At 63.9% G+C, this 24,722-nt stretch carries 27 protein-coding genes and 1 pseudogene; 15 read left to right on the top strand and 13 right to left on the bottom strand.

What is annotated here, in order from left to right:
- Nucleotides 1-301 precede the first annotated feature (301 nt).
- Nucleotides 302-637: a ComEA family DNA-binding protein gene (locus ACK3BK_RS18380; RefSeq protein WP_411383030.1), complete on the top strand. Its 336-nt coding sequence runs from the start codon at nt 302-304 to the stop codon at nt 635-637.
- Between the two features lie 53 nt (nt 638-690).
- Here ACK3BK_RS18380 and ACK3BK_RS18375 read toward each other — a convergent pair whose 3' ends face one another.
- Nucleotides 691-858 (bottom strand): DUF2897 family protein, encoded by a 168-nt coding sequence (locus ACK3BK_RS18375; protein WP_411383029.1) that lies wholly within the window; start codon nt 856-858, stop codon nt 691-693.
- A gap of 180 nt (nt 859-1,038) precedes the next feature.
- On the opposite strand from ACK3BK_RS18375, the gene pyrF reads away from it, so the two are divergent.
- Complete coding sequence (gene pyrF / locus ACK3BK_RS18370; protein ID WP_411383028.1) at nt 1,039-1,740, top strand: orotidine-5'-phosphate decarboxylase; 702 nt, start codon at nt 1,039-1,041, stop codon at nt 1,738-1,740.
- A 75-nt stretch (nt 1,741-1,815) separates the two neighbouring features.
- Here the strand turns inward: pyrF and ACK3BK_RS18365 are convergent, their stop codons facing one another.
- Nucleotides 1,816-2,817, bottom strand: coding sequence for an NADP-dependent oxidoreductase (locus ACK3BK_RS18365; protein ID WP_411383027.1), 1,002 nt, complete (start codon nt 2,815-2,817; stop codon nt 1,816-1,818).
- 229 nt (nt 2,818-3,046) lie between these two features.
- Here ACK3BK_RS18365 and ACK3BK_RS18360 point away from each other — a divergent pair, with 229 nt between their 5' ends.
- The gene (locus ACK3BK_RS18360; protein WP_411383026.1) at nt 3,047-3,808 is read left to right on the top strand and encodes an SDR family oxidoreductase; all 762 of its coding nucleotides are present in this window, start codon (nt 3,047-3,049) and stop codon (nt 3,806-3,808) included.
- Here the strand turns inward: ACK3BK_RS18360 and ACK3BK_RS18355 are convergent.
- The gene (locus ACK3BK_RS18355) at nt 3,759-4,934 is read right to left on the bottom strand and encodes an MFS transporter (protein ID WP_411383025.1); all 1,176 of its coding nucleotides are present in this window, start codon (nt 4,932-4,934) and stop codon (nt 3,759-3,761) included. The genes ACK3BK_RS18360 and ACK3BK_RS18355 overlap by 50 nt on opposite strands.
- Nucleotides 4,935-5,054: 120 nt before the next feature.
- On the opposite strand from ACK3BK_RS18355, the gene ACK3BK_RS18350 reads away from it, so the two are divergent.
- The 3 genes and pseudogenes from ACK3BK_RS18350 (at nt 5,055) to ACK3BK_RS18340 (ending at nt 8,512) form a co-directional block, all read left to right on the top strand.
- A complete protein-coding gene (locus ACK3BK_RS18350; protein ID WP_411383024.1) occupies nt 5,055-6,452 on the top strand; it encodes a PLP-dependent aminotransferase family protein in 1,398 nt (465 codons plus the stop codon).
- A 116-nt stretch (nt 6,453-6,568) separates the two neighbouring features.
- Nucleotides 6,569-7,600 (top strand): annotated as a pseudogene (locus ACK3BK_RS18345) (methyl-accepting chemotaxis protein); the annotation flags it as partial.
- Between the two features lie 36 nt (nt 7,601-7,636).
- Nucleotides 7,637-8,512, top strand: a complete 876-nt coding sequence (locus ACK3BK_RS18340) for a methyl-accepting chemotaxis protein (RefSeq protein WP_371264443.1) — start codon at nt 7,637-7,639, stop codon at nt 8,510-8,512.
- A 148-nt stretch (nt 8,513-8,660) separates the two neighbouring features.
- Here ACK3BK_RS18340 and ACK3BK_RS18335 read toward each other — a convergent pair whose 3' ends face one another.
- Nucleotides 8,661-9,851, bottom strand: a complete 1,191-nt coding sequence (locus ACK3BK_RS18335) for a benzoate/H(+) symporter BenE family transporter (RefSeq protein ID WP_186666568.1) — start codon at nt 9,849-9,851, stop codon at nt 8,661-8,663.
- 142 nt (nt 9,852-9,993) lie between these two features.
- On the opposite strand from ACK3BK_RS18335, the gene ACK3BK_RS18330 reads away from it, so the two are divergent.
- Nucleotides 9,994-10,596: a glutathione S-transferase family protein gene (locus ACK3BK_RS18330; RefSeq protein WP_411383023.1), complete on the top strand. Its 603-nt coding sequence runs from the start codon at nt 9,994-9,996 to the stop codon at nt 10,594-10,596.
- Nucleotides 10,597-10,644: 48 nt separating this feature from the next.
- On the opposite strand, the gene ACK3BK_RS18325 is transcribed toward ACK3BK_RS18330, so the two are convergent.
- From ACK3BK_RS18325 to ACK3BK_RS18305, 5 genes are all read right to left on the bottom strand, one after another.
- Nucleotides 10,645-11,016, bottom strand: a complete 372-nt coding sequence (locus tag ACK3BK_RS18325; RefSeq protein WP_186711216.1) for a glutaredoxin family protein — start codon at nt 11,014-11,016, stop codon at nt 10,645-10,647.
- A gap of 76 nt (nt 11,017-11,092) precedes the next feature.
- Nucleotides 11,093-11,638: a GTP cyclohydrolase I FolE gene (folE, locus tag ACK3BK_RS18320; RefSeq protein ID WP_054891992.1), complete on the bottom strand. Its 546-nt coding sequence runs from the start codon at nt 11,636-11,638 to the stop codon at nt 11,093-11,095.
- A gap of 69 nt (nt 11,639-11,707) precedes the next feature.
- Complete coding sequence (locus ACK3BK_RS18315; protein WP_411383022.1) at nt 11,708-12,268, bottom strand: Smr/MutS family protein; 561 nt, start codon at nt 12,266-12,268, stop codon at nt 11,708-11,710.
- Nucleotides 12,269-12,338: 70 nt separating this feature from the next.
- Nucleotides 12,339-12,659, bottom strand: a complete 321-nt coding sequence (locus tag ACK3BK_RS18310; protein ID WP_411383021.1) for a hypothetical protein — start codon at nt 12,657-12,659, stop codon at nt 12,339-12,341.
- Between the two features lie 80 nt (nt 12,660-12,739).
- Nucleotides 12,740-13,330, bottom strand: coding sequence for a cysteine hydrolase family protein (locus tag ACK3BK_RS18305; protein ID WP_125931680.1), 591 nt, complete (start codon nt 13,328-13,330; stop codon nt 12,740-12,742).
- A gap of 176 nt (nt 13,331-13,506) precedes the next feature.
- On the opposite strand from ACK3BK_RS18305, the gene prmB reads away from it, so the two are divergent.
- Nucleotides 13,507-14,415 (top strand): 50S ribosomal protein L3 N(5)-glutamine methyltransferase, encoded by a 909-nt coding sequence (prmB, locus tag ACK3BK_RS18300; RefSeq protein ID WP_065862117.1) that lies wholly within the window; start codon nt 13,507-13,509, stop codon nt 14,413-14,415.
- Nucleotides 14,416-14,451: 36 nt separating this feature from the next.
- Here prmB and ACK3BK_RS18295 read toward each other — a convergent pair whose 3' ends face one another.
- Together ACK3BK_RS18295 and ACK3BK_RS18290 are read right to left on the bottom strand one after the other, a co-directional pair.
- On the bottom strand, nt 14,452-15,234 hold the full coding sequence (locus ACK3BK_RS18295; protein WP_186666562.1) for a hypothetical protein: 783 nt from the start codon (nt 15,232-15,234) through the stop codon (nt 14,452-14,454).
- Between the two features lie 140 nt (nt 15,235-15,374).
- Nucleotides 15,375-16,346 carry an alpha/beta hydrolase gene (locus ACK3BK_RS18290; RefSeq protein ID WP_411383020.1) on the bottom strand — a complete coding sequence of 324 codons (972 nt, stop codon included), beginning with the start codon at nt 16,344-16,346 and terminating at the stop codon, nt 15,375-15,377.
- A gap of 122 nt (nt 16,347-16,468) precedes the next feature.
- Between ACK3BK_RS18290 and aroC the strand changes: the two genes are divergently transcribed.
- The 3 genes from aroC to ACK3BK_RS18275 all read left to right on the top strand — a co-directional run bounded on the left by aroC (nt 16,469) and on the right by ACK3BK_RS18275 (nt 19,316).
- A complete protein-coding gene (aroC, locus tag ACK3BK_RS18285) occupies nt 16,469-17,560 on the top strand; it encodes a chorismate synthase (protein WP_288376179.1) in 1,092 nt (363 codons plus the stop codon).
- Nucleotides 17,561-17,631: 71 nt separating this feature from the next.
- Nucleotides 17,632-18,786, top strand: coding sequence for an MFS transporter (locus tag ACK3BK_RS18280; RefSeq protein WP_411383019.1), 1,155 nt, complete (start codon nt 17,632-17,634; stop codon nt 18,784-18,786).
- Complete coding sequence (locus ACK3BK_RS18275) at nt 18,786-19,316, top strand: oxidase (RefSeq protein ID WP_411383018.1); 531 nt, start codon at nt 18,786-18,788, stop codon at nt 19,314-19,316. The genes ACK3BK_RS18280 and ACK3BK_RS18275 overlap by 1 nt, the downstream gene beginning before the upstream one ends.
- Nucleotides 19,317-19,391: 75 nt before the next feature.
- Here the strand turns inward: ACK3BK_RS18275 and ACK3BK_RS18270 are convergent, their stop codons facing one another.
- Entirely contained in the window at nt 19,392-19,664 is a 273-nt protein-coding gene (locus ACK3BK_RS18270) for a DUF3509 domain-containing protein (RefSeq protein WP_186666558.1), read from the bottom strand.
- 268 nt (nt 19,665-19,932) lie between these two features.
- Here ACK3BK_RS18270 and ACK3BK_RS18265 point away from each other — a divergent pair, with 268 nt between their 5' ends.
- Nucleotides 19,933-20,454, top strand: coding sequence for an ankyrin repeat domain-containing protein (locus ACK3BK_RS18265; RefSeq protein ID WP_411383017.1), 522 nt, complete (start codon nt 19,933-19,935; stop codon nt 20,452-20,454).
- Nucleotides 20,455-20,509: 55 nt separating this feature from the next.
- Nucleotides 20,510-21,040 carry a hypothetical protein gene (locus ACK3BK_RS18260; protein WP_186666553.1) on the top strand — a complete coding sequence of 177 codons (531 nt, stop codon included), beginning with the start codon at nt 20,510-20,512 and terminating at the stop codon, nt 21,038-21,040.
- Between the two features lie 57 nt (nt 21,041-21,097).
- Here ACK3BK_RS18260 and ACK3BK_RS18255 read toward each other — a convergent pair whose 3' ends face one another.
- Nucleotides 21,098-22,036, bottom strand: a complete 939-nt coding sequence (locus ACK3BK_RS18255) for a ZIP family metal transporter (RefSeq protein ID WP_186666551.1) — start codon at nt 22,034-22,036, stop codon at nt 21,098-21,100.
- Nucleotides 22,037-22,164: 128 nt separating this feature from the next.
- Between ACK3BK_RS18255 and ACK3BK_RS18250 the strand changes: the two genes are divergently transcribed.
- Both ACK3BK_RS18250 and ACK3BK_RS18245 read left to right on the top strand, forming a co-directional pair.
- On the top strand, nt 22,165-22,356 hold the full coding sequence (locus ACK3BK_RS18250; RefSeq protein ID WP_186666549.1) for a PLDc N-terminal domain-containing protein: 192 nt from the start codon (nt 22,165-22,167) through the stop codon (nt 22,354-22,356).
- 152 nt (nt 22,357-22,508) lie between these two features.
- Nucleotides 22,509-24,587 (top strand): LTA synthase family protein, encoded by a 2,079-nt coding sequence (locus tag ACK3BK_RS18245; RefSeq protein ID WP_411383016.1) that lies wholly within the window; start codon nt 22,509-22,511, stop codon nt 24,585-24,587.
- Nucleotides 24,588-24,722: the final 135 nt, after the last annotated feature.

The raw sequence follows: 24,722 nt of genomic DNA, 5'->3' as shown, positions 1-24,722 counted from the left end.
CAGCGCTTTAATACTGCTCGAAAATGAATTGCACGAAGCTTTCTGTAGGAAAAAGTAAAAAAGCTTTGTCTGAATGGAGGTAGTTATTGGGCTTAAATCTTCGAACGCTTTTAATCAACCTCTTGAATGCTGGCGGGCGATTCGTGCAGCCCCGCTTAGTGTAAATGGAGGGTAGGTGTAGGGAAGCGTTGTTCTGTTCAACTTGGTAACATCTCAGTTTCCTGAATCCATGGTTTACGCGCTAGGGTTTGTCAAGCAGCCAACGGAACGCTGCTTTCATTTCACTCAAGGAGTGCCTAACATGCGTAACACCGTCCTGTCCTATCTTCTGCTGCCGCTATTTGCAGCCCTGCCTTTGACACTACACGCGGCTCAAACCACGGTTTCGCAACCAGTAGTAGCAACTGCGACCCAGTCGACAGAACTACAGACAAAGACGTCCAGAATTGACCTGAACAATGCCGATGCCTTGACGTTGCAGCACAATCTCAACGGGATCGGCAAGGCCAAGGCTGAAGCGATCGTGGCCTACCGCGAGGCGAACGGCCCGTTCGATTCTGTGGACGAATTACTGGAAATCAAAGGAATCGGCAGCGCGCTGCTGGAGCGTAATCGCGAAAAGTTGACGGTGGACTAACGCGACATCAAAGCCGGCCGGCAATGCGCTGGTCGGCGCCTTCCAGAATGCTGTTACTTATCCCGCGCCTCCTTGGCATCCATCTCCGCATTCCTCTCATGAACTTTCCTCAACTGCTCCTCGGTCAAGGGCAGTTTCTTCGCCGTATCGCGCAACATCATCAATCCACCGACGATCGAGCCGAGGGCTATGATGAGTATCAGCCAGGCATACCAGGGCATTGTCGTTCTCCTGTGATCGTTAATGTGCCGCGTGTCATTTCATTCGACCGACAACCCAGTCTGTACGTTCAATTATAGCCTCTGGCCATCGCCTGCCCAGCCAGTGGATCTGCGGCCCCCAAACCGCGCCCCACTTCGTTTACAATGCGCGCCGTTTACGACTTGCCAAGAGACCTGACCATGTCCGCCTGCCAGACGCCCCTGATCGTCGCCCTCGATTTCCCTACCCGTGAGGCCGCCCTGAAGCTGGCTGACCAGCTCGATCCGGCGCTGTGCCGGGTCAAGGTCGGCAAGGAGCTGTTCACCAGCAGCGCCTCGGGCATCGTCGAGACCCTCTGCGCCAAGGGCTTCGAAGTCTTCCTCGACCTGAAATTCCATGACATCCCCAACACCACGGCAATGGCGGTCAAGGCTGCCGCGGAGATGGGCGTGTGGATGGTCAACGTGCACTGCTCCGGCGGCCTGCGCATGATGTCGGCCTGCCGTGAGGAGCTGGCCAAGCGCAGCGGGCCGCAGCCGCTGCTGATCGGCGTCACCGTGCTGACCAGCATGGAGCGCGAGGATCTGGCAGGCATTGGCCTGGATATCGATCCGCAGGAGCAGGTGTTGCGCCTGGCAGCGTTGGCGCAGAAGGCCGGTATGGATGGCCTGGTGTGCTCGGCACTGGAAGCGCCGGCACTGAAGGCCGCGCACCCGGCGCTGAAACTGGTGACCCCGGGTATTCGCCCGACGGGCAGCGCCCAGGACGATCAACGCCGCATCCTCACGCCGCGTCAGGCACTGGATGCCGGCTCCGACTATCTGGTGATCGGCCGCCCGATCAGCCAGGCAGCGGATCCAGCGCAGGCGCTGGCGGCGGTGGTGGCCGAGATTCGCGGCTGATCCGCCCCACGGGCTGCCACGCAGCCCATCGCGACACGGGGCCGCTCCCACACGGAGCGGCCAGTTGCAGCCGGTTCAGACTTTCAGCACCAGCTTGCCGAAGTTTTCCCCGCTGAACAGCTTGAGCAGCGTTTCGGGGAAGGTTTCCAGCCCGTCCACAACATCTTCCTTGCTCTTGACCTTGCCACTGGCCAGCCAGCCAGCCATTTCCTGCGCAGCCTTGCCGTACTCCTTGACGTGGTCCATCACCACGAAGCCTTCCATGCGCGCGCGGTTCACCAGCAGCGACAGGTAGTTGGCCGGCCCTTTCACCGCCTCCTTGTTGTTGTACTGACTGATGGCGCCGCAGATCACCACCCGGGCCTTGAAATTCAGGCGGCTCAACACCGCGTCGAGGATGTCGCCACCGACGTTGTCGAAATACACATCCACGCCTTTGGCGCATTCGCGCTTGAGGCCGGCGAGCACATCTTCGGCCTTGTAGTCGATGACACCATCGAAGCCCAGTTCATCCTTGAGGTACTGGCATTTCTGCGTGCCGCCGGCGATCCCCACGACGTGGCAGCCCTTGAGCTTGGCAATCTGCCCGGCGATGCTGCCAACCGCGCCGGCAGCGCCGGAAATGACAACGGTTTCGCCGGCCTTGGGCTGGCCGACGTCGAGCAGGGCGAAGTAGGCGGTCATGCCGGTCATGCCCAGCGCAGACAAATAGCGGGGCAGGGGTGCCAGGCGCGGGTCGATCTTGTGCAGGCCCTGGGGCGTGCCGGTGAAGTAGTCCTGTACGCCAAGGGCGCCGCTGACATGGTCGCCGGGCTTGTAGTCCGGATGTTTGGAGGCGACGACTTCGCCTACGCCCAGTGCGCGCATCACCTCACCCAGGCCCACCGGCGGGATGTAGGACTTGCCTTCGTTCATCCAGCCGCGCATGGCAGGGTCCAGCGACAGGTAGAGGTTGCGCACCTGGATCTGGCCGTCTGTGGGTTCGGCGGCGGGGCCCTGCTGGTAGTCGAAATCTTCGCGGCGCACGGCACCGACGGGGCGTTTGGCGAGCAGGAAGCGGCGGTTGGTCTGGGTCATGGTATCTCTCCCTGTAGATGGCAAAGCCTGTTGATAGACCGTCGAGCCTGGCCAGGCAAGGTTGACCGGGTTGGCGAATGCCCGGTAATCCACCTCGATGATCTGGCCGGCAGCGCACAATCACTGCAAACGATGGTAGTCCAACCGTGCTCCTGATGATGCTGCCCAGCCGGGCGGTGCTCTGACTAGACTCGGTCTCTACTCGATCTCTGTGAAACAGGAGCCTGTGATGAGCATGACTTTTTCTGGCCAGGTCGCCCTGGTCACCGGCGGTGCGGCAGGTATCGGCCGAGCCACGGCCCAGGCGTTCGCCGCCGAAGGGCTGAAGGTGGTGGTGGCAGACCTCGACGTGGCCGGTGGCGAGGCAACCGTCGCACTGATTCGCGAAGCCGGTGGTGACGCGCTGTTCGTGACCTGCGATGTGACCCGCGACAGCGATGTGCGCCAGTTGCACGAGAAGATCATCGACGTCTATGGCCGCCTGGACTACGCGTACAACAACGCCGGCATCGAGATCGAGAAGGGGCGTCTGGCCGAGGGTAGCGAGGCCGAGTTCGACGCGATCATGGGCGTCAACGTCAAAGGCGTCTGGTTGTGCATGAAATACCAGTTGCCGCTGCTGCTTGCCCAGGGCAGTGGCGCGATCGTCAACACAGCGTCGGTCGCCGGGCTGGGCGCAGCACCCAAGATGAGCATCTATGCTGCGTCCAAGCACGCGGTGATCGGCCTGACCAAGTCGGCGGCCATCGAGTATGCGAAGAAGGGGATTCGGGTCAACGCGGTGTGCCCGGCAGTGATCGACACCGACATGTTCCGCCGCGCCTACGAGGCCGATCCGCGCAAGGCCGAGTTCGCCGCAGCGATGCACCCGGTCGGGCGCATCGGCAAGGTCGAGGAGATCGCCAGCGCGGTGCTTTATCTGTGCAGCGATGGGGCGAAGTTCACCACCGGCCATAGCCTGACCGTGGATGGCGGTGCCACGGCCATCTGATCGAGACGCGTGCCGAGATCAGCAACGCCAGCGCCACCGCGACGCAGCCCAGCAGCAGGGCTGCGCCGAACAGCATCAGGGCCATGCGCGAGCCGAGGCGATCACTGAGCAGGCCGGTGAAGATCACCGGCAGGCTGAAACCCAGGTAGGCGAGCAGGAAGAACCCGGCGCTGGCGCGGGTCATCTGGTTCCCTGCGAGAGTGTTTACCGCCGCCAGCCCACCAAGATAGATGAAGCCATAGCAGGCGCTGCTGGCGGCCACTGCGCCTGCCAGTACCGCTGCCAGCCTGCCGTTTTCGGCACCCCAGGCCAACAGGGCGTAGCTCAGTGGCAGGATCGCCAGGCCGAGCAGCGTGGCGCGCACGCTTGCCAGGCGCCGAGCCAGCGGCTGGAACAGCAGGCCGCAACTGATTACGCAGAAGGTGGAAAAGCCCGACCACTCGCTCAGCCCGTGCTGGCGCAGTACACCTGGCAGCAGCGCGATGACCAGCCCGGTGCAGGCCCAGGCCAGCAGGATCGCCAGGCCATAAGGCAGGCTGCCGGGCGGATAGCAGGGCAGGCGCAGCATGGCGCCGCGTTGTGTCGGGCGAGGGTCAGGCAGGCGCCACACCAGCAATAGGGCGACGGCGGCCAGCAGCAGTTGCAGGTAGAAGCTACCCGGGCTCAGGCTCGGGCCACGCAACAGGAACAGACTGGTCAGTGCCGCACCCAGCCCGAAGCCCAACGAGGTGCTGGCGGTTACCCAGTTGGCAGCCCGGGTACTGTCAGCGCCGCCCAGCAGTTCACCCATGTAGGCGGTCGCGGTGGTCGTCGCCAAGGCCGTACCGACGCCCATCAGGAGGCGGGTCATAGCGAGGGTTTCGAGGCCGGGTGCGAGCAGGACGAGGGTTGTGGCCAGCATCGACAGTAGCAATGCGGCCATGATCAGGGGGCGGCGGCCGACCCGGTCCGCCAAGCCACCGAAGGCCAGCAGCACAGGAAGCACACCCACTACATAGCTGGAGAATGCCAGGGCAGTGGCAGCGGCGCCGTATCCGGACAGGTCGGCGTAGGTGGTGTAGAGCGGTGCCTGCAGATTCACGGCGAGGGTGATCAGGCACAGGGTGAAGGCCAGGCGGGCGGGCATGGAGAGTCCATAGGCAAGAGGGTGGTGCAGCCACATTGGCGTGATCACGATGCAGCGACAAGGCACACATTTACGCGATTTATGCTTAACTGTTCCCTTGAAAACAACAAACACTTCACCATGCACATTCCTCTGGATCGCCTCAGCCGCACACCTCTGGTGCAACAACTTACCGAGCATCTGCAAGCCTGGATCGAGACACAGCGCCTGCGCCCCGGTGCGCGGCTGCCGTCGATTCGCACCTTGGCCAGCACTCTAGACGTCAGCCAATCCTGTGTGATCGACGCTTATGACCGTCTGGTGGCCATTGGCTGGCTCGAGGCGCGCCATGGTGCCGGCTTCTTCGTCGCCGAGCGCAAGCCGGGGGTGGCCCAGGAGGATGCCATGCCCTGGGGCGATGCCATCGATGGCAGTTGGCGGCAGTTCAGCGACGGCCACGATGCCATGCTCAAGCTCGGTTGTGGCTGGCTGCCCACCGCCTGGCATGCGCGTGAGGCCCTGGCCCAGGCGATACGTCTGGTCAGCCGTGGCGACCCCGAAGACCTGTTCCGCTATTGCTCGCCGCTGGGGTTGGCCAGCCTGCGCCAGCAGTTGCACAAGCGCCTGTCGCAGCTGGATATCCCCACCGCTCCTGAACGCATTCTCACCACGCAAGGCGGCAGCCATGGCCTTGACCTGCTGGTGCGGACCCTGCTCAAGCCCGGCGATACGGTGGTGGTCGAAAGCCCCGGCTACTACAACCTGTTCACCCTGCTGCGTCAGCATCAAGTGCACATGCTGCCGTTGCCGCGCACGCCTTCGGGCCCTGATGTGCAGGCGCTCGAGCGGTTGCTGGTCGAGCATTGCCCGCGTTGCCTGTTCGTCAACAGTCTGTACCAGAACCCGACTGGCACCAGCCTCAGCCCCAAGACCGCCTACCGCTTGCTGGAGCTGGCGCGCGAGCATGACCTGCGGATCGTCGAGGATGACATCTACGCAGACTTCCAGGACGGCCCGGCCACGCGGCTGGCGACGCTGGACAGCGAACAGCGGGTGATCTACCTGGGCAGCTTTTCCAAGACCCTGAGCAGTGCCCTGCGGGTCGGCTACATCGCCGCCGACGCCGAGCTGATCGGCCAACTGGCGCAGTTGAAGATGGTGACCGGCATCGGGACTTCACGCTTCGTCGAGCAAGTGGTCGGGCAGATGCTAGCCAACGGCAGCTACCGCAAGAGCGTGCAGCGTTTGCGGCTGCGCCTGGCCCAGCACATGGCCAAGTTGCTGGGGCAACTGGAAGCGTTCGGGTGGGAGGTGTTCTGCGAGCCCTATGGCGGCATGTTCGTCTGGGCGCGGGTGCCGAGCCGGGATTTCGCCTGGCTCGATCGCCTGGCGCTGGAGCATTCGGTGCTGCTGACCCCGGGCAGCGCTTTCGATCATCTGGGAGCCGACAGCGACTGGCTGCGCATCAATGTCGCGTACGGGCAGGACATCCGCGCCCAGGCCTTCTTCTCACATGCAGGGCGACCTGCAGATAGCTGAAAACGACAGGGGCATAGCTATTTGACACCATTCTGACGTCAAGCCCTTGTGAGCCGGCCGGCACGGTTGTCACTCTTGGTATTCGGGAACACCTGAATGGGCAAGGGGGAGCGGCGATGGGGGCGACCAAGCGCGGTAGTCTGTCCAATCTGGGCATGGCACGTAAACTCGGCCTGGGCTTCGCCCTGGTGCTGCTGTTGACCCTGGCGGTGGCGGCCATCGGAGTGTACGCCCTGAACAATGTCGGCCAGCGCTTCGATGGGCTGCGGCAGATGGGCGAGGTCAATACCGACCTGCTGCGCCTGCGCCAGCATGAGCAGGCCTTCGCCCTGCGTTCCGACATCAAGGAGGCCGAGGCGCTGCGTGCGGGCTTGCAGACGTTGCTCAAGCGCGTACGTGGCCTGCCGGCACTGGCGGCGAGCGAGGCGGATCTCAATGCCTATGGCCAGGCCTTCGATGCCTTTGTCGAGGCCGTGCAGGCCAAGGAGCTGGCGCTGGATACGGCTGGCTGGTCGGTTTCCAGCGTCGCCAACAATCTCGATGTGCTGCAGGCCGGGCTGGCGGACGATGGCGCCTACACCCTCAAGCAGTCTCAGGGCCAGCAGGGCAGCGAGTTTCTCGATCAGGCCGCGCAGGTGGCCCAGGTCTCGCGGCTGATGCTGCAGGCGATGGACGAGGCGCGGGTGCGTCTGGAGCAGGGGCGCAAGGGGGAAGAGGTGGTGTCCGGCGGGCGCATCGCGCAGACGGTCGAGGCGGCGAATCTGGTCGATCAGCTCAAGACCTCCGTCACCGATTCCGGTTACCAGAGCGTGCTGGGTGAAGTGGCCGGGCATATCGCCACCTTCTCCGACAAACTCAACGAATACACCGATGAACTGGCCAAGGAGCAGGGCACCAAGACCCAGTTGCAGGCCAGCGCCGAACAGGTCACCAGCCGGGTTGACCAGGCCTATGCGGCGCAGCAGGAAGCCATGCGCCAGGAGCTGCTGCACAACGCGCTGGCCATCGCCATCGCCACGGCCCTGGCGTTGCTGGTGGGCATCGTTGCCGCCTGGCTGATCACGCGCGCCGTGGTCGGGCCGCTCAAACGGGTGATCGACAGTGCCCAGCGCATCGCGGCCGGCGATCTGGTGGTCGAGGCGCAAGTGGCGGGGCGCGATGAGGTGGGGCAACTCACTCTGGCCATGCAGCAGATGGCCGCGGGGCTGTCAGGTATCGTCAGCGGATTGCAGCAGGGCATCGAACAATTGGCCGGCAACGCTCAGGCGTTGTCGGCGGTGACCGAGCAGACCAACCGCGAGGTGGGCAGCCAGAAGGAGGAGACCGAACAGGTCGCCACCGCGATGCAGCAGATGACTGCGACCGTGCACGATGTGGCGCGCAACGCCGAGGAGGCAGCGCAGGCGGCACAGGATGCCGACGACAAGGTCGAGTCCGGTCAGCAGGTGGTGCGCCAGAGCATGCAGCGCATCGAACAGCTGGCCGAGGCTGCGGAAACCGCCAGCGCCGGCATCGACAGCCTGAGTGCCGAGATCCACACCATCGGCGATGTACTGGAAGTGATCAAGAGCGTCGCCGAGCAGACCAACCTGCTGGCGCTCAACGCGGCGATCGAGGCCGCGCGCGCCGGTGAGCAGGGCCGTGGTTTTGCTGTGGTGGCTGATGAAGTGCGGGCCTTGGCGCGGCGTACCCGGCAGTCGACCGAGGAGATCGAGCGCCTGGTGGCCAGCCTGCGCGGCAATGCCCAGCAGTCGGTGGCGCAGATTCGTGGCAGTACCGAGCTGGTGCGCATGGCCGTGGCCGATGCGCTGCATACCGAAAGCGCCCTGGGCAGCATCGCCTCGGCGGTGTCGCTGATCCAGCAGATGAACCAGCAGATCGCTGCGGCAGCGGAGCAGCAGAGCTCGGTGGCCGAGGAGATCAGCCGCAGCGTCACACAGATTCGCGGCAGTGCGGATCAGGCGGCGTTGGCGATGCAGGATAATGCGCGGTCGAGTGTGGAGCTGGCGCAGTTGGGAGATGAGTTGAAGGGGATGGTGGGGCATTTCCGCTTGGGATGAGGCTGGCCTCTTCGCGGGCAAGTCGCAGCGGCGAACCGCCGCTCCCACAGGTACGGCGCAGCCTTCAATACTGCTGGACCTCTGTAGGAGCGGCGGTTCGCCGCTGCGACTTGCCCGCGAAGAGGTCGGTACAGGCAACCAATAACCTTTACCCCTTGCGCGGACTCAGTATCAGCAAGGTAATCACCCCCGCCACGATCCCCCAGAACGCCGAACCGATCGAAAACAGCGTCAGCCCCGAGGCCGTCACCATGAAGGTGATCAGCGCCGCCTCACGCTCCCGTGCCTCGCTCATCGCCACGGTCAACCCGTTCATGATCGAGCCGAACAGCGCCAGCGCCGCGATCGACAACACCAGCTCCTTTGGCAGCGCCGCGAACAGCGCGGCCAAGGTCGCGCCGAACACCCCGGCGATGCCATAGAAGATTCCACACCAGAGCGCCGCGGTATAGCGCTTGGCCGGGTCTTCATGGGCATGTGGGCCGGTGCAGATCGCCGCGCTGATGGCTGCCAGGTTGACCCCGTGCGAACCGAAGGGTGCCAGCAGCAGCGAGGCGAAACCGGTCGCCGAGATCAGCGGCGAGGCCGGCACCTGGTAGCCGTCGGCGCGCAGCACGGCAACGCCGGGCATGTTCTGCGAGGTCATCGCCACCACGAACAGCGGGATGCCGATGCTGATGGTCGCTGCCAACGAGAAGCTCGGCGTGGTCCAGACCGGTTTTGCCACCTCCAGATTGAAGTGGCTGAAGTCCAGCAGCCCCAGCATGCCGGACAGCGTCGTGCCGACCACCAGCGCGGCCAGCACGCAATAGCGCGGCGACAGGCGCTTGACCAGCAGGTAGCTGAAGAACATGCCCAGTACCAGCAGAGTGCGATGCTGGGCGGCGACGAAGATTTCGCTGCCGATCTTGAACAGGATCCCAGCCAGCAAGGCCGACGCCAGCGACGCCGGAATACGCCGCACCAGGCGCTCGAAACTGCCGGTCAAGCCGCAGACCAGCACCAGCACGGCGCAGGTGATGTAAGCGCCGATGGCTTCGCCATAGCTGACACCGCCAAGGCTGGTGATCAGCAACGCTGCGCCCGGCGTCGACCAGGCCACGGTGATCGGGGTGCGGTAGCGCAGTGACAGGCCGATGCTGCACACCGCCATGCCGATCGACAGGGCCCATATCCACGAGGAAATCTGCGCGGTGGTCAACCCGGCGGCCTGGCCAGCCTGGAACATCAGCACCAGGGAGCTGGTATAGCCGGTCAGCATGGCGATGAAACCGGCGACCACCGCCGATGGGGCGCTGTCCGCCAGTGGGCGCAGACGCGTGGAAGTGGCGTCGGTCATGGGGCATTCCTTGTTCATGTAAGCAGTTTTTTCAGATTAACGCGGGCGAATCGGAAGCTTGCCATACAGCAGTCATTGCTTTTAGCCGTACAGTCCCCAACTATTGGGCGCTGACCTGCAACTGCACAGGAGGGGAGGGGCGATGTACAAGGTTTATGGGGATTACCAGTCGGGCAACTGCTACAAGATCAAGTTGATGCTGAATCTTCTGGGGCGCCCATATGAGTGGCACTCGGTGGACATTCTCAAAGGCGAAACCGAGACCCCCGAGTTTCTGGCCAGAAACCCCAATGGCAAGGTACCGGTGCTGGAGCTCGAAGACGGTACTTGCCTGTGGGAATCCAACGCGATCCTCAACTTCCTCGCCGATGGCAGCGAGTTCCTGCCGGCCGAGCCGCGCTTGCGCACCCAGGTGCTGCAATGGCAGTTCTTCGAGCAGTACAGCCATGAGCCTTACATCGCCGTGGCGCGTTTCATCCAGTTCTACCTGGGGTTGCCGGACGAGCGCCTCGAGGAATATCGCAAGTTGCACAAAGGTGGCTACAAGGCCCTCAAGGTGATGGAGCGTCAGTTGCAGATGACGCCGTACCTGGTGGGCGAGCAGTATTCGATCGCTGATGTCGCGTTGTATGCCTACACCCACGTGGCGCAGGAGGGTGGGTTCGACCTGGCCGAGTATCCGGGGGTGAGGGCCTGGCTGGTGCGGGTGGCCAGCCATCCGCGGCATGTGCAGATGGTGGATTGATCGGCCTGGCAGCGGCGCAGCCCTTGTGGCGGCCGCTGCAGGCCAGGCTCAGACCGACCCGAAGCGCTTTTCCAGATAGCCAATGATGTCCTTGGATTCATACATCCAGGTCACCTTGCCGTCCTCTTCGATACGCAGGCACGGCACCTTTACCCGGCCGCCGCCTTCCTGCAGCGCCTGGCGGTGTTGCGGGTCGTTCTTCGCATCGCGCAGTGCCACCGGCACGTTGAGGCGGTGCAGGGCACGGCGGGTCTTGACGCAGAACGGGCAGGCGTGGAACTGGTACAGCGCCAGCCCCTTGGCCTGTTGCTCGACCTGGACCTGGGCGGCGGCGTCGCGCTTGCGCTTGGCCGGGCGGCTGATCCAGTCGCCGAACACGATGAGCTGGCCGAGGCCGACCCGCAGGGCTTTGACGATCATGGGCAACTCCTGATCTGTGGGGCACAACGGAAAATAAAAAGCCGACCCCGAGGGGTCGGCTTCGCGCAGAGTCCGATCACTTGATCAGGCTGAGGAATTCACTGCGGGTGGCGGCGTTCTCGCGGAACTCGCCAAGCATCACCGAAGTGATCATGCTCGAGTTCTGTTTCTCGACGCCGCGCATCATCATGCACATGTGCTTGGCTTCGATGACCACCGCAACGCCTGCGGCGCCGGTAACCTTCTCCACGGCCTCGGCGATCTGACGGCTGAGGTTTTCCTGGATCTGCAGGCGACGTGCGTACATGTCGACGATCCGTGCCACCTTGGACAGCCCCAGCACCTTGCCCTTGGGCAGGTAGGCCACATGGGCCTTGCCGATGAACGGCAGCATGTGGTGTTCGCACATCGAATAGAGCTCGATGTCCCGGACCAGCACCATCTCGCTGTTGTCCGAAGTGAACAGCGCACCGTTGGTGACTTCTTCCAGGGTTTGTTCATAACCGCGGCAAAGGTACTTCATGGCCTTTGCGGCCCGCTTGGGCGTGTCGAGCAGGCCCTCACGGGAGACGTCCTCGCCGATCTGGCTGAGGATCTCGGTGTAGTTCTGTTCCAGGGACATGGATCTACCTGTGGGAAAAAACGCAAAAACGAAGGTTACGGCGGCAAACGCGGCGCTGCAAGCGTGATGTCATTCGTCGCGACCGTCGAGCATGGTCCGCTTGAGCATCACGTACAAGGCGCCGGTGCCGCCATGACGGGCCTGGCAAGAGACGAAACCGAGCACCTGCGGGTGCTGGCGCAGCCAGGTGTTGACGTGGCTCTTGATCATCGGGCGCTTGCCGTCGATACGCGCAGCCTTGCCATGGGTGACCCGCACGCAGCGCACTTCCAGCTTGGTGGCTTCGGCGATGAAGTCCCACAGCGTTTCGCGCGCGCGTTCAACGGTCATGCCGTGCAGGTCGAGGCTGCCCTCGAAGGCGATCTGGCCGAGCTTGAGCTTGCGGATCTGGCTTTCCTGCACGCCGTCGCGGCGCCACATCAGCTCGTCTTCGGCGCCAACGTCGATGACGAACTGGTCCGACATGCCATCGACTACCCGCGGCTGGTCGCTGCGCACGGTCGCAGCCTGGCGCAGGCCGGCCAATTGCTTGCGGTCGGCCTTGGGCTTGCCGACTTCGGCGCGGTCGTGCGCGATGGGCTTGACGCCCCGCACCTCGCTGCGGAAGAGGGAAAAGTCGTCGTCTTGCATGTGTGCCTCCACGTGGGCGGCGTATTCTACGCGATCGGCCCCGCGTCGTCAGTACCGCTGCGGCCAACGCTCAATCATGCTTTTTCATCAAGTGCGGCGACAGGTTCAGCTCCCGTCCACGGCGCAGGCGAATGCGGCTGCGCCGCCAGAAGCGCACCCCCAGGTACAGCATCAGCAACCCGATCACCGTGAGGATGGCCGACAAGGGACGGTTGGCGTTGAGTTCGGCCAGGGCCTGGTAGTTGCCCAGCAGCCCGGCGATACCGGCCATGGCCAGGAGAATGCCCAAGGTGGCGAGCAGGGCGGACAGGCCGGCAGCCAGGCGCGCGCCCCAGTTGCCCGGCTCGTGCGGGCGCAGGCGCCTGGCATCGAAACTGCCTTTGAGCTTCATTCCGTGTTCCTCTGTAGGTATCCGGAATCAGACCTGTGCTCGCCCTTCGGGTTCCGCCCGGCTGCCGGGCGGTTGCGCAGTCAGATCAGGCTGGCGGTCGGGGCGACACAGGCAAAGTTGTCGGCCATCACGGCCATCTCGCACTGGTGGATCTGCGCGGCCGGGATGACCGTATCCTTGAGCGCCAGGTCACGGGTGGCCGAGGCGTCTTCCACCAGAGTGCAGCGATAACCATAGTCCTTGGCGCGGCGCACCGTGGTGCTGACGCTGGAGTGGCTCATGAAACCGCAGACGATCAGGTCCAGGTGGCCGAGCTCCTGCAGCGTCTCGTGCAGCTTGGTGTTCTTGAAGGCGTTGGGCATGCGCTTCTCGATGACGATTTCATCGCCTTGCGGCTCGAGGCCCGGAATGAATTCGCCGGCCGGCCCCTGTGGGTCGAAGCGGCCACCGACGGTGCCGAGGTGGCGGACATGGATGATCGGACGGCCGGCCTTGCGGGCAGCCTCGAGCAACTTGGCAATGTTCGCCACGGCCTCGTCCATGCCCGACAGCGCCAGCGGACCGCTCAGGTACTCCTTTTGCGCGTCGATGACGATCAGGCTGGCTTGGCTCAGCCTGGCCGGCGGGTAGTCGCGGCCGGTGAGGCGGAACATCGTGGTTGGAACGGACATCAAGGGCTCCTTGGAAGGGCTTTTATCCCTCTATTCTCCCTTGCCTCGGCGCCAATGTGAATGGTTGACAACGCAGACGGCATGATTACTGGCCTGTGGCTATCCGAACGGGAACCGGTGGAACATTTCAGCCGGGGGACTGTTAGACTTTCGCACAGTCTGAAAAGGAGTACTCCGTGATCACATCCCGCCTGCGCACCCTGCGCGACCACATCCGCTGGGCGGTCAGCCGCTTCCATGAGCACGAGCTGTTCTTCGGCCATGGCGCCGACAACGCCTGGGACGAGGCCCGCCTGCTGGTGCTCGGTGCCGTGCACTTGCCCTGGGAGGTGGCCGACAGCTACCTGGACTGCCAGCTGGAGGATGACGAGCGGGTGCGCCTGCAGCACTTGCTCAAGCGACGCATCGAGGAGCGGGTACCGACCGCCTACCTGCTGGGCGAGGCGTGGTTCTGTGGCATGTCGTTCATCGTCGACGAACGCGTACTGATACCGCGCTCCCCGATCGGCGAATTGATCGAGAAGCGCTTCGAGCCTTGGCTGGCCAGCGAGCCGGCGCGGATCCTCGACCTGTGCACCGGCTCCGGCTGCATCGGTATCGTTGCCGCCGATGTGTTCCAGGAGGCCGAGGTGGTACTGGCCGACCTGTCCTTCGACGCACTCGAAGTGGCCAATCAGAATATCGAGCGCCACGGCCTCGACCAGCGGGTGTTCACCGTGCAGGGCGATGGTTTCGCCGGGCTGCCTGGGCAGCGTTTCGACCTGATCCTGTCCAATCCGCCTTATGTCGACGCCGAGGATTTCGCCGACATGCCCACCGAATACCACCACGAGCCGGAGCTTGGCCTGGCCTGTGGCAACGACGGTCTGGACCTAGTGCGACGCATGCTTGCCGAAGCCGCTGATCACCTGACCGAGAAGGGCTTGTTGATCGTCGAGGTGGGCAACAGCCAGGTGCATGTCGAAGCCCTCTACCCGGAGGTGGACTTCGCCTGGCTGGAGTTCGAGCGCGGTGGCCACGGCGTGTTCATGCTCACGGCGCAACAGTGCCGGGACCACCAGGAGCTGTTTGCTTCGCGAGTATGAGGCTTCGGTCGCGGGGCAGGCCCCCGCGATCCGGCGTCAGCGGGTGGCGATCCAGATCAGCAGGCCGGCCTGGAACACCGCAAAGGCCACCAGGCAGGTGATGGTGAAGCGCAGGCCGCTGTCCTCGCGGCGGTACTTGGCCACACGCTCGTCACGCTCGCGCAGTTGCGCTTCCTTCTCCTGCAGTTTCTGCTCGGCCTGCTGCAGCATGGTCGCCGCCTCGAGCATGTCGACGCGCTGCACCTTCTCGCTGCTCCAGAGGCTCTTGAGCTGGCCAACCGGGGTCTCGACGGTTCGGGCCTTGAGCATCTGGCCGTCGGCATATTCCACTTCCAGCCCTACGCTGCGCAGCACATGGTCGCGGCGCAGGCGCGAGTCTTCGTTGAGGGCATCCTTGCTCGGCAGGGCCATGCCCTCGACCTGATAGTGCGACCACTTGCGCTGCAGCCATTGTACGGCCTGGGCCAGCAAGTAACGGCCCAGCCCACGGTTGAGCGGTTCCAGTTGCAGGCCGGCTTCGTCGCCGATGCGCACGACACGGTGTTCATGGTCGACCCGCACGTCGAGGCGGTTCTGCTCCTTGCGTACCTTCTGGCCTGGCAGCAGGATTTCCATGCGCAGCAGGCTGTTGGCCTTGTCGTGGCGCTCGGCGTAGCCGAATTGCACGAAGCGCAGCGGTCGCGCGCCGCTGTTGCGATCGGTGGGCAGCGGCGCCAGGCGCAGCAGTTGAAAGTGTTCAGCGGCCAGGTCGGCCCAGGGCAGCGGTGCGCTCTCTGGGGGTTGTTCTTCGGTCGCCTCGGCGGCGGGGGCATCGGTCATCAGGGCAATCCTCAAGTGCACGGGCCGGTTGATGCCATGCGCGGGCGCGCAACGGTCGCTGCGCGATAAGGCTCTTTGGCATCACCGCCTCTTGCCATGCGTTATCGGCAGCACCGGGCAAGACCTGAGGGGTAAAAGTGTCAGGCGGACTGCAAGCGGTGGATGAAGGCGACGATCCGCTCGCCCAGCTCATGAGCCAGGGGCAGGTCAGGATTGCTGTAACTGTCGCGTTGCTCGCTCATCGCCCGCGGGCTGATGCGCAGCATATGGTTCATGCCGTCGATCAGCACCAGTTCCGCGTCCGGCTTGGCGGCTTTCAGGCGCTTGGCGTCGTCGACCTCGACCTGTACGTCATTGCGGCCCTGGACGATCAGCGCCGGCACCTGCAGACGCGAAAAGGCCGTGGCCGGGTCCTGGCGGAACAGTGAGATCAGGTAGGGCTGCACCGTAGGTCGAAACACCTCGCGCAAGGGCGTGGGCACATCCAGGCTGGTCTGGCCGGCCTGGAGGCGGTCGAGCAGGCTGTTGCCGCGGGCCAGTTGCGCCGCAGACAGCCGCTGGGCCAGTTGTTCACGCAGCACGTCGGCGATGGGGCGGCCGCTGCCGGCCAGGGTGATCACCGCGCTGGCGCCGGCCTGATTGGCGGCGAGGCTGGCGATCAGCGCGCCTTCGCTGTGGCCGATCAGGATCACCGGGCCGAAGCGTGGGTCGGCTTGCAGCTTGTGCGCCCAGGCCACGACATCGGCGACATAGCCTTCGACGCTCAGGTCGCGTTCGTCGGGCGCTGCGGGCTGGCTGGCGGCGACCCCGCGCTTGTCGTAGCGCACGCTGGCGATGTGCTCGTTGGCGAGCAGTTGGGCCAGGCGCTTTAGGTTGTCGATGCGCCCGGATGCCGGGTTGTTGCCATCGCGGTCGGTCGGGCCGGAGCCGGCGATGATCAGCGCCACCGGCGGCGGGGTATCCTGCAGCGGCAGCAGCAGGCTGCCGTGCAGCACGCCATGACCAGTGTCCAGGTCGATGGGATGCTTGAGCACGGTAGGGGCGGCGGCCTGGGCCAGGCTTGCGCAGAACAGCAAGAGCAGGGCGACGATGCGCATCTTCGGATACTGCATGGGGAGATGTTCGGTTGGACCTGGAGCGCGAACGAAGGTTCTCGCGATTTTTTTCGCAAAGCTGCGGCTTTCCGTATACTGGCGGCCTCTTTCAAGTTCAGGCTGATTTTCGCGGAGCGTCCATGTCCGGCAATACCTACGGCAAGCTGTTCACCGTCACCACCGCAGGCGAAAGCCATGGCCCCGCGCTGGTCGCCATCGTCGACGGCTGCCCGCCGGGCCTGGAAATCTCGCTGGCCGACCTGCAGCACGACCTGGATCGTCGCAAGCCCGGTACCAGCCGGCACACCACCCAGCGCCAGGAAGCCGACGAAGTCGAAATCCTCTCCGGGGTGTTCGAAGGTCGCACCACCGGTTGCTCGATCGGTCTGCTGATCCGCAACACCGACCAGAAGTCCAAGGACTACTCGGCCATCAAGGATCTGTTCCGCCCGGCCCACGCCGACTACACCTACCACCACAAGTACGGCATCCGCGATTACCGTGGCGGTGGCCGCAGCTCGGCGCGGGAAACCGCCATGCGCGTGGCTGCCGGTGCCATCGCCAAGAAGTTCCTGGCCACCCAGGGCATTCGCGTGCGCGGCTACATGAGCCAGTTGGGCCCGATCGAAATTCCCTTCAAGACCTGGGACAGCGTCGAGCAGAACGCCTTCTTCAGCCCCGACCCGGACAAGGTCCCTGAGCTTGAGGCGTACATGGACCAACTGCGCCGCGACCAGGATTCGGTCGGCGCGAAGATCACCGTGGTCGCCGAGGGCGTGATGCCGGGCCTGGGCGAGCCGATCTTCGACCGCCTCGACGCCGAACTGGCCCACGCGCTGATGAGCATCAACGCGGTCAAGGGCGTGGAGATCGGCGCAGGGTTCGCCAGCATCGCCCAGCGCGGCAGCGAGCACCGCGACGAGCTCACCCCGGAAGGCTTCCTCAGCAATAACGCCGGCGGCATCCTCGGCGGTATTTCGTCGGGTCAGCCGATCGTTGCCCATCTGGCGCTCAAGCCCACTTCGAGCATTACCGTGCCGGGCCGCTCGATCGACGTCGATGGCAACCCGGTCGACGTCGTCACCAAGGGCCGTCATGACCCGTGCGTGGGCATTCGCGCCACGCCGATCGCCGAGGCGATGATGGCCATCGTGCTGATGGACCACCTGCTGCGCCAGCGTGCGCAGAATGCCGATGTGAAGGTCGACACCCCGGTGCTGGGCCAGCTCTGATTCAGCCAGGCCCGGCCTCTTCGCGGACGTGCCCGCGAAGAGGCCGGTAAAGGTCCCCACAAGGCCCACCCATGCACCCCATCCCCTACTGGCGTCTGTCCAGCTTCTACCTCTGCTACTTCGCCTTGCTCGGTGCCACCGCACCTTTCCTGGCCCTGTACTTCGATCACCTGGGTTTACCCCCGGCACGCATCGGCGAGCTGGTGGCGATCCCCATGCTCATGCGTTGCATCGCTCCCAACCTGTGGGGCTGGTTGGGTGATCGCAGCGGGCGGCGCCTGCTGATCGTGCGCCTGGGAGCGTTGTGCACGCTGGCGACCTTTTCCCTGATCTTCTTCGCCAAGAGCTACGCCTGGCTGGCGCTGGTCATGGCCCTGCACGCGTTCTTCTGGCATGCGGTGCTGCCGCAGTTCGAAGTGATCACCCTGGCGCACCTGCATGGACAGACCTCGCGCTACAGCCAGGTCCGGCTATGGGGTTCGATCGGCTTCATCCTCACTGTGGTCGGGTTGGGGCGATTGTTCGAATGGTTGAGCCTGGACGTCTACCCGCTGGCGATGGTCAGCATCATGGCCGGCATCGTCATCGCCAGCCTGTGGGTGCCCAATGCCCAGCCGGTCGAGCATGCCGAACGGCGCGCGGCGGGGGGCTTTCTCAAGCAGTTGGCGGCACCGGGAGTGCTGGCGTTCTATGTCTGCGTGGCGCTGATGCAGCTCAGCCACGGTCCGTACTACACCTTCCTGACCCTGCATCTGGAACACCTGGGCTACAGCCGCGGCGCCATCGGCCTGCTGTGGGCGCTCGGGGTGGTCGCCGAGGTGCTGATGTTCATGCTGATGAGCCGGATCTTCGCGCGCTTCCCGGTGCGCAGTGTGCTGTTGGTGAGCTTCTTGCTGGCCTCGTTGCGCTGGCTGCTGCTGGGCAGCCTTGCCGATATCCCGGCAGTGCTGATCCTCGCCCAGTTGCTGCATGCAGCCACCTTCGGTTGCTTCCACGCCGCCTCCATCGCCTTCGTCCAGTCCAGCTTCGGCGCTCGCCAGCAGGGGCAGGGCCAGGCGCTGTATGCGGCGCTGTCCGGCACCGGTGGCGCGCTGGGCGCGCTCTATTCGGGCTACAGCTGGAAACTGCTCGGCCCGCAGTTCACCTTTGGTATGGCCAGCGTCGCAGCGCTGGCTGCAGCCGTTATCATTGCCCTTCGTTCGCAACAGACCAGGAACAGCCCCTGATGAGCATTCTCAGCGTTTTTCATTCCAGCAGCCCGCAGCTGGCGCACAAGGTGCTGACCCACCATGAAGACATTGCCGCTACCCTGGCCGAGCAGGGCGTGCAATTTGCACGACACGAGCACGGACTGCGTATTCGTCCGGGCAGCGCCGAGGCACAGGTGCGCGAAGAGGCCGCTGGCTTGATCGACACACTGATGACCGCGCACGGTTGCAAGGGATTGATGCTGCTGAACCGCGACGGCGATCAGCTGGTCGAGGTCGATCTGCGTGATGAGCACGCGCATGACGCCGTCGAGGTATTTGCCGTGGTGAGCGGGCGAGGCCAGATCAGCCTGCGCCTGGGTGAGCAGGTGTTTGCGCTGCTGTGCGAGAAGGGCGATGTGCTGGTGGTGCCTGCGCAGACCCGTCGCTGGATCGACCTGGGCGATACACCGTTCTGTCTGGCCTTGCGCCTGTTCGGCAACGAGCAGGGCATCACCATGACTGGCGACGAGCAGGCACGACAGTTTGTGGGGATGAGCGAGCTGTAATAGATCGCGGGGCAATCCTCTTCCCACAGAATCCCTTCGTGGAAGGAGGATTGCCCCGCGAAACGGGCGGCACTGTCAACGATAGGTTGGCAGGGCGAAACGTTGCTGGCTCTGCAGCATGGAGATCACCGGCAGCTCGCTGGCCTGCTCGGCCAGGTCGCGGCGAATGGCGCTGATGGCCCAGGACAGCTGTTCGGCACTGTGCAGTTGTGCATAGGACAGCACGCGGCGAGTCACGGTGCCGTCGGCGGCGCGCAGGGTCAGCAGGATGCCGCCGTCCGGACGGGACTTGGTGTCGACCTGATAGGCCGCGAAGACCGAGACGAATTTTTCCTGGATGAGGTCCATATCAACTCCTGACGTGTAGGTTTGCAGACGTGAGTTGATGGTTGCAGTGACCGTGCCAGGCCTTAATAAAAAATAAAATCCTTTAAAAACAACAAGTTAAGTTAATTCAAGGAGTCAGCTGCCGTGCATTGTGCATGGTCGTGCATTTTGCACAGTGCATTTTGCAAGGTCATAGAGCCTGCCTCTCGGTCCCATAGAATCTGAACCTTTGCCGCTCGACGATGGCCTGACACAAAATTGGGCCATCACACTTGCCAGGAGGTTCCAGATGTCCGACCAACAACCCACCGCCATGACAGAAGAAGAATCCGCCGCCTTCGCCGAAGAAGTGTTCGAGCGCGCCCGTCGTGGCGATGCCACCATTCTCGAGCGTCTGCTGGACGGTGGCCTGCCGGCCAACCTGCGCAATCACAAGGGCGACACCTTGCTGATGCTGGCGAGCTACCACGGTCATCACGAGGCGGTGAAAGTGCTGCTGGCCCATGGCGCGGACCCCTTGATCGCCAACGACAATGGCCAGTTGCCGATTGCCGGTGCAGCCTTCAAGGGCGACCTGGCGATGATCCGGTTGTTCATCGAACACGGAGTGCCGGTGGACGCGGCGGCGGGCGATGGCCGTACGGCATTGATGCTGGCAGCGATGTTCAACCGCAGCGAAATCCTCGACTATCTCCTGGCCCAGGGCGCTGATCCGGCGCGCCAGGATGCACGTGGCGCCACCGCACTGGTCGCAGCGCAGACCATGGGTGCCAGCGAAGCAGCCGCTCGCCTGCAGGCGCTGGCAGGCTGACACCTCGGGGGGTATCCTTGGCGCCTTTTTCGCCAATCGCCAAGCAGGGCCCCCCATGAAAAACCAGTTGCTCGAATTCATCAGCCTCATCGGCGCCGGTTGCCTGCGCGAGGCTGACATCGAGCGTATCGCCGACGAGGCCGCCCAGGCCTACGCCGACCCTGCCGCTTTTCTTGCGGCCAATCCAGACATCAACTACGACGACAGTTTCCCGATCCCACTGGGCGAATGGGTAGTGCTCGGCAGTCTGCCGGACACCGTGGTGTTCCAGGCCGACAGCTACCAGGACCTGTTCCAGGCGATCACCGATTCGTTCGACAAGAGCGTGCCATTCACCCTCAAGCCCAAGCAACTGGCGCGCACCGAGCCGCTGACCGCGCTCAACCGCATCCAGGTGCAGATGGGTGCACTGAACAAGGAAGCGGGCGGCTATGTGCTGCTGAACTTCAGCCAGTTGCTCGATGACGAGCTGCAGATGGTGATGGTCGGTCAGCAGGACCTGGCGCGCGCGCTGGAGCTGGGCGCCGAGTTGGGCATCAAGGTGGAACCGGCGTTGGAGGCCTTGAAGGTCGCGGTGCACGTCTGACGCTGTGATTGTGTGTTGCAGGGGCGGCGAACGCCGCCCCTATGGGGCTCCTGCAGATCAGCCCAGCGCGGTGTCGAGGAACATCATCACCGCAAAGCCGCCCATCAGGCCCAGGGTTGCCGAGGTCTGGTGACCGTTGCGATGGGTTTCCGGAATCACCTCGTGCGACACCACGAAGATCATCGCGCCCGCTGCCAGGCCCATGCTGATTGGGTAGGCGAGGGCGAAGCCGGTGGAGATGCCCAGGCCTATCACTGCCCCCAGCGGCTCCATCAGGCCAGAGCCGATCGCCACCAGCGCGGCCTTGAAGTTCGACAGTCCTGTGGCGCGCAGGGCCATGGCCACGGCCAGGCCTTCGGGAATGTCCTGGATCGCGATGGCGCTGGTCAGTGGCAGGCCGATGCTCATGTCACCGTTGGTGAAACTCACGCCGATGGCCATGCCCTCGGGCAGGTTGTGCAGGGTGATGGCGAGCACGAACAGCCACACCCGGCTGATTCGTTCAGCGTCCGGCCCACAAGGGCCAGTGCTCTCGTGCTCGTGTGGGGTGAAGCGGTCCAGGCCGAGCATCAGCAGCACGCCCAGGCCCATGCCCAGCACGACGACGCCCGCAGCGGCGGGGCCGTTGCCGGTGATTTCCCGGGCGGCATCCAGACCCGGCAGGATCAGCGAGAACGAGCTGGCGGCGAGCATCATGCCGGCAGCGAAACCCAGCATCACATCCTGGCTGCGCGCACTGACATCGCGCAGCACCACGGCCAGCACCGCGCCCAGGGCCGTGGCGCCGAAGCCCGACAGCCCACCCAGCACCGCCAGGTGCAGGTTCTGCGAATGATCGCCGTTGACGGCATTCCACAGGCTGGCCAGCAGCAGGAAGACGATCGCCAGCAGGCTCAAGCCAAGGCCTGCACTGAGCCAGGGGGTACTCAGCGCTTGCTGGCGCCAGGCATGGATGAGTGAAGGAGGGGCGGCGCTGTGGCTGTGGGCGGGTGGCATGGGAACCTCGAAAGCGATGGATGACAGCAGTCTATCCAGTGACCTGCCAGCCCGGCCAAGGATTCCCTTATATCGTGCCGATAGCGGACTATGCTCAGCCACAGGAACGTTCACGCAGGAGCTGCAGCATGGGATCTACATTCAACGGCCTGGTCGGGCTGATCATTCTTGCCCTAGATATCTGGGCGATCATCAACGTGCTGAAAAGCGGCAGCGAGACAGGGATCAAGATCCTGTGGATTCTGCTCATCCTGCTGTTGCCTGTGCTGGGCCTGATCATCTGGGCAATTGCAGGGCCACGGGGCAACGTGCGCCTCTGACCGTTCATCGTGACAAAATTTTCACACGGCATTAACCAAACTCCGCGCCGCACATTTAATGTATGGGCCCTTGCCGGCGATTGTCCGGCACAGGACTGCGAGGCTGCGTCCAGCGCCTTTCCCAACCCCGAAATCCTAGGATCTTCCCATTCATGGCTAACACGGATGCCTTGAAGCAACGGGCCGCGTCGGCACCGTTCTCGCCGACCCTCAAATCGCACCTCGCCTACACCTTGCTCAGCGGCCTGCTGATCATGCTGATGCTCAGCCTGGTACGCCTTGCGCTGCTGGTCTACAACAGCGACATGATCGGCGACACCCCGTACTCCACGGTGGCCGAAGGCTTCCTCAACGGCCTGCGCTTCGACCTGCGGGTGGTGGTGTACCTGAGCATCCCGCTGCTGCTGGCCATGAACAGCCCCTGGGCCATGGCGCGGCGCGGCTTCTTCCGATTCTGGCTGACCGTCACCTCCAGCATCGTGATGTTCCTTGGCCTGATGGAGCTGGACTTCTACCGTGAATTCCACCAGCGCCTGAACGGCCTGGTCTTCCAGTACATCAAGGAAGACCCCAAGACCGTCATGAGCATGCTCTGGTACGGCTTCCCGGTGGTTCGCTACCTGCTGGCGTGGCTGTTCGGCACCTGGCTGCTGAGCCTGCTGTTCAAGGGTATCGACCGCCTGACTCGCGGTGGCCAGGGCAGCGGCCAGATCGTCGCTCAGCGCCGTGTCGCACCCTGGTACGCCCGCCTGGCGGTGTTCATGGTCATCCTGGTGGTGGCGGTGGTCGCCGCCCGCGGCACCCTGCGCCAGGGCCCACCCATGCGCTGGGGTGATGCCTTCACCACCGACTCCAACTTCGTCAACCAGCTGGGCCTGAACGGCACCTTGACGCTGATCGACGCCGCCAAGAGCCGCTTCGGTGAAGACCGCGCCAATATCTGGAAACCGGTACTGGAAACCGGAGTCGCCCAGCAAAGTGTGCGTGACCTGCTGCTGACCCCCAACGACACGCTGGTCGATGCCGACCAGGCGGCCATCCGCCGAGACTTCGTGCCGCCGGCCGGCAACACCTTGCCGATCAAGAACGTGGTAGTGATCCTCATGGAGAGCTTCGCCGGTCACTCGGTGGGCGCCCTGGGCAGCCCGAACAACATCACCCCGTACTTCGACAAGCTGGCCAAGGAGGGGCTGTTGTTCGACCGCTTCTTCTCCAACGGTACCCACACCCACCAGGGCATGTTCGCCACCATGGCGTGCTTCCCCAACCTGCCGGGCTTCGAGTACCTGATGCAGACCCCAGAGGGCGGACACAAGCTCTCGGGCCTGCCGGCACTGCTCAGCGCCCGCGACTACGATGATGTCTACGTCTACAACGGCGACTTCGCCTGGGACAACCAGTCCGGGTTCTTCGGCAACCAGGGCATGACCACCTTCATCGGCCGCAACGACTTTGTCAATCCGGTGTTCTCCGACCCGACCTGGGGCGTTTCGGACCAGGACATGTTCGACCGTGCCAATCAGGAGCTGGCCCACAACTACGGCAAGAAACCGTTCTACGCCTTGCTCCAGACCCTCTCCAACCACACCCCGTACGCCTTGCCCAAGGACCTGCCGGTGGAGAAGGTCACCGGCCAAGGCCGCCTGGATGAGCACCTGACCGCCATGCGTTACTCCGACTGGGCGTTGGGGCAGTTCTTCGAGAAGGCGCGCAAGGAGCCCTACTTCAAGGAGACCCTGTTCGTGATCGTCGGCGACCACGGTTTCGGTAACCACCAACAGGTCACCGAGCTGGATCTGGGCCGTTTCAACGTGCCGCTGCTGCTGATCGCCCCGGGTATCCAGGACAAGTTCGGTGCGGTCAACCATACCGTTGGCACCCAGGTCGATATCGTGCCGACCATTATGGGGCGCCTGGGGGGCGACACCCGTCACCAGTGCTGGGGTCGTGACCTGCTCAACCTGCCGGCCGGTGACCAGGGCGTAGGCATGATCAAGCCATCGGGCAGCGAGCAGATCGTTGGCCTGGTGCAGGGTGATCACATCCTCATCGAGTCCAAGGACATGACGCCACGGATGTATCGCTACCAGCTGGGGCGTGAGTTCAAGGCCGAACTGATCGAAAGTCCGGACCAGCCGGAAATGCTCAAGAAGCTCGAGGCCTATATCCAGACCGCGACCAAGAGTCTGCTGGACAACACCGCCGGTGTGGTTCACGGCAAGCCTGAGTAACGGCTACCCGTGTGCAGAAGCCCGCCGATGATGGCGGGCTTTTTCATTTGCGGCCTCTGTCATCGCTTGCTGAAGAAATCTTCATCTCCATCTCTCAGCCACTCTGAACATCAGCCTTTGTGTATGGTCAGCTAA

This window comes from Pseudomonas sp. L7, assembly GCF_046605565.1.
GTDB lineage: Bacteria > Pseudomonadota > Gammaproteobacteria > Pseudomonadales > Pseudomonadaceae > Aquipseudomonas > Aquipseudomonas wayambapalatensis.
This window is presented reverse-complemented; position numbering and strand designations above follow the sequence as displayed.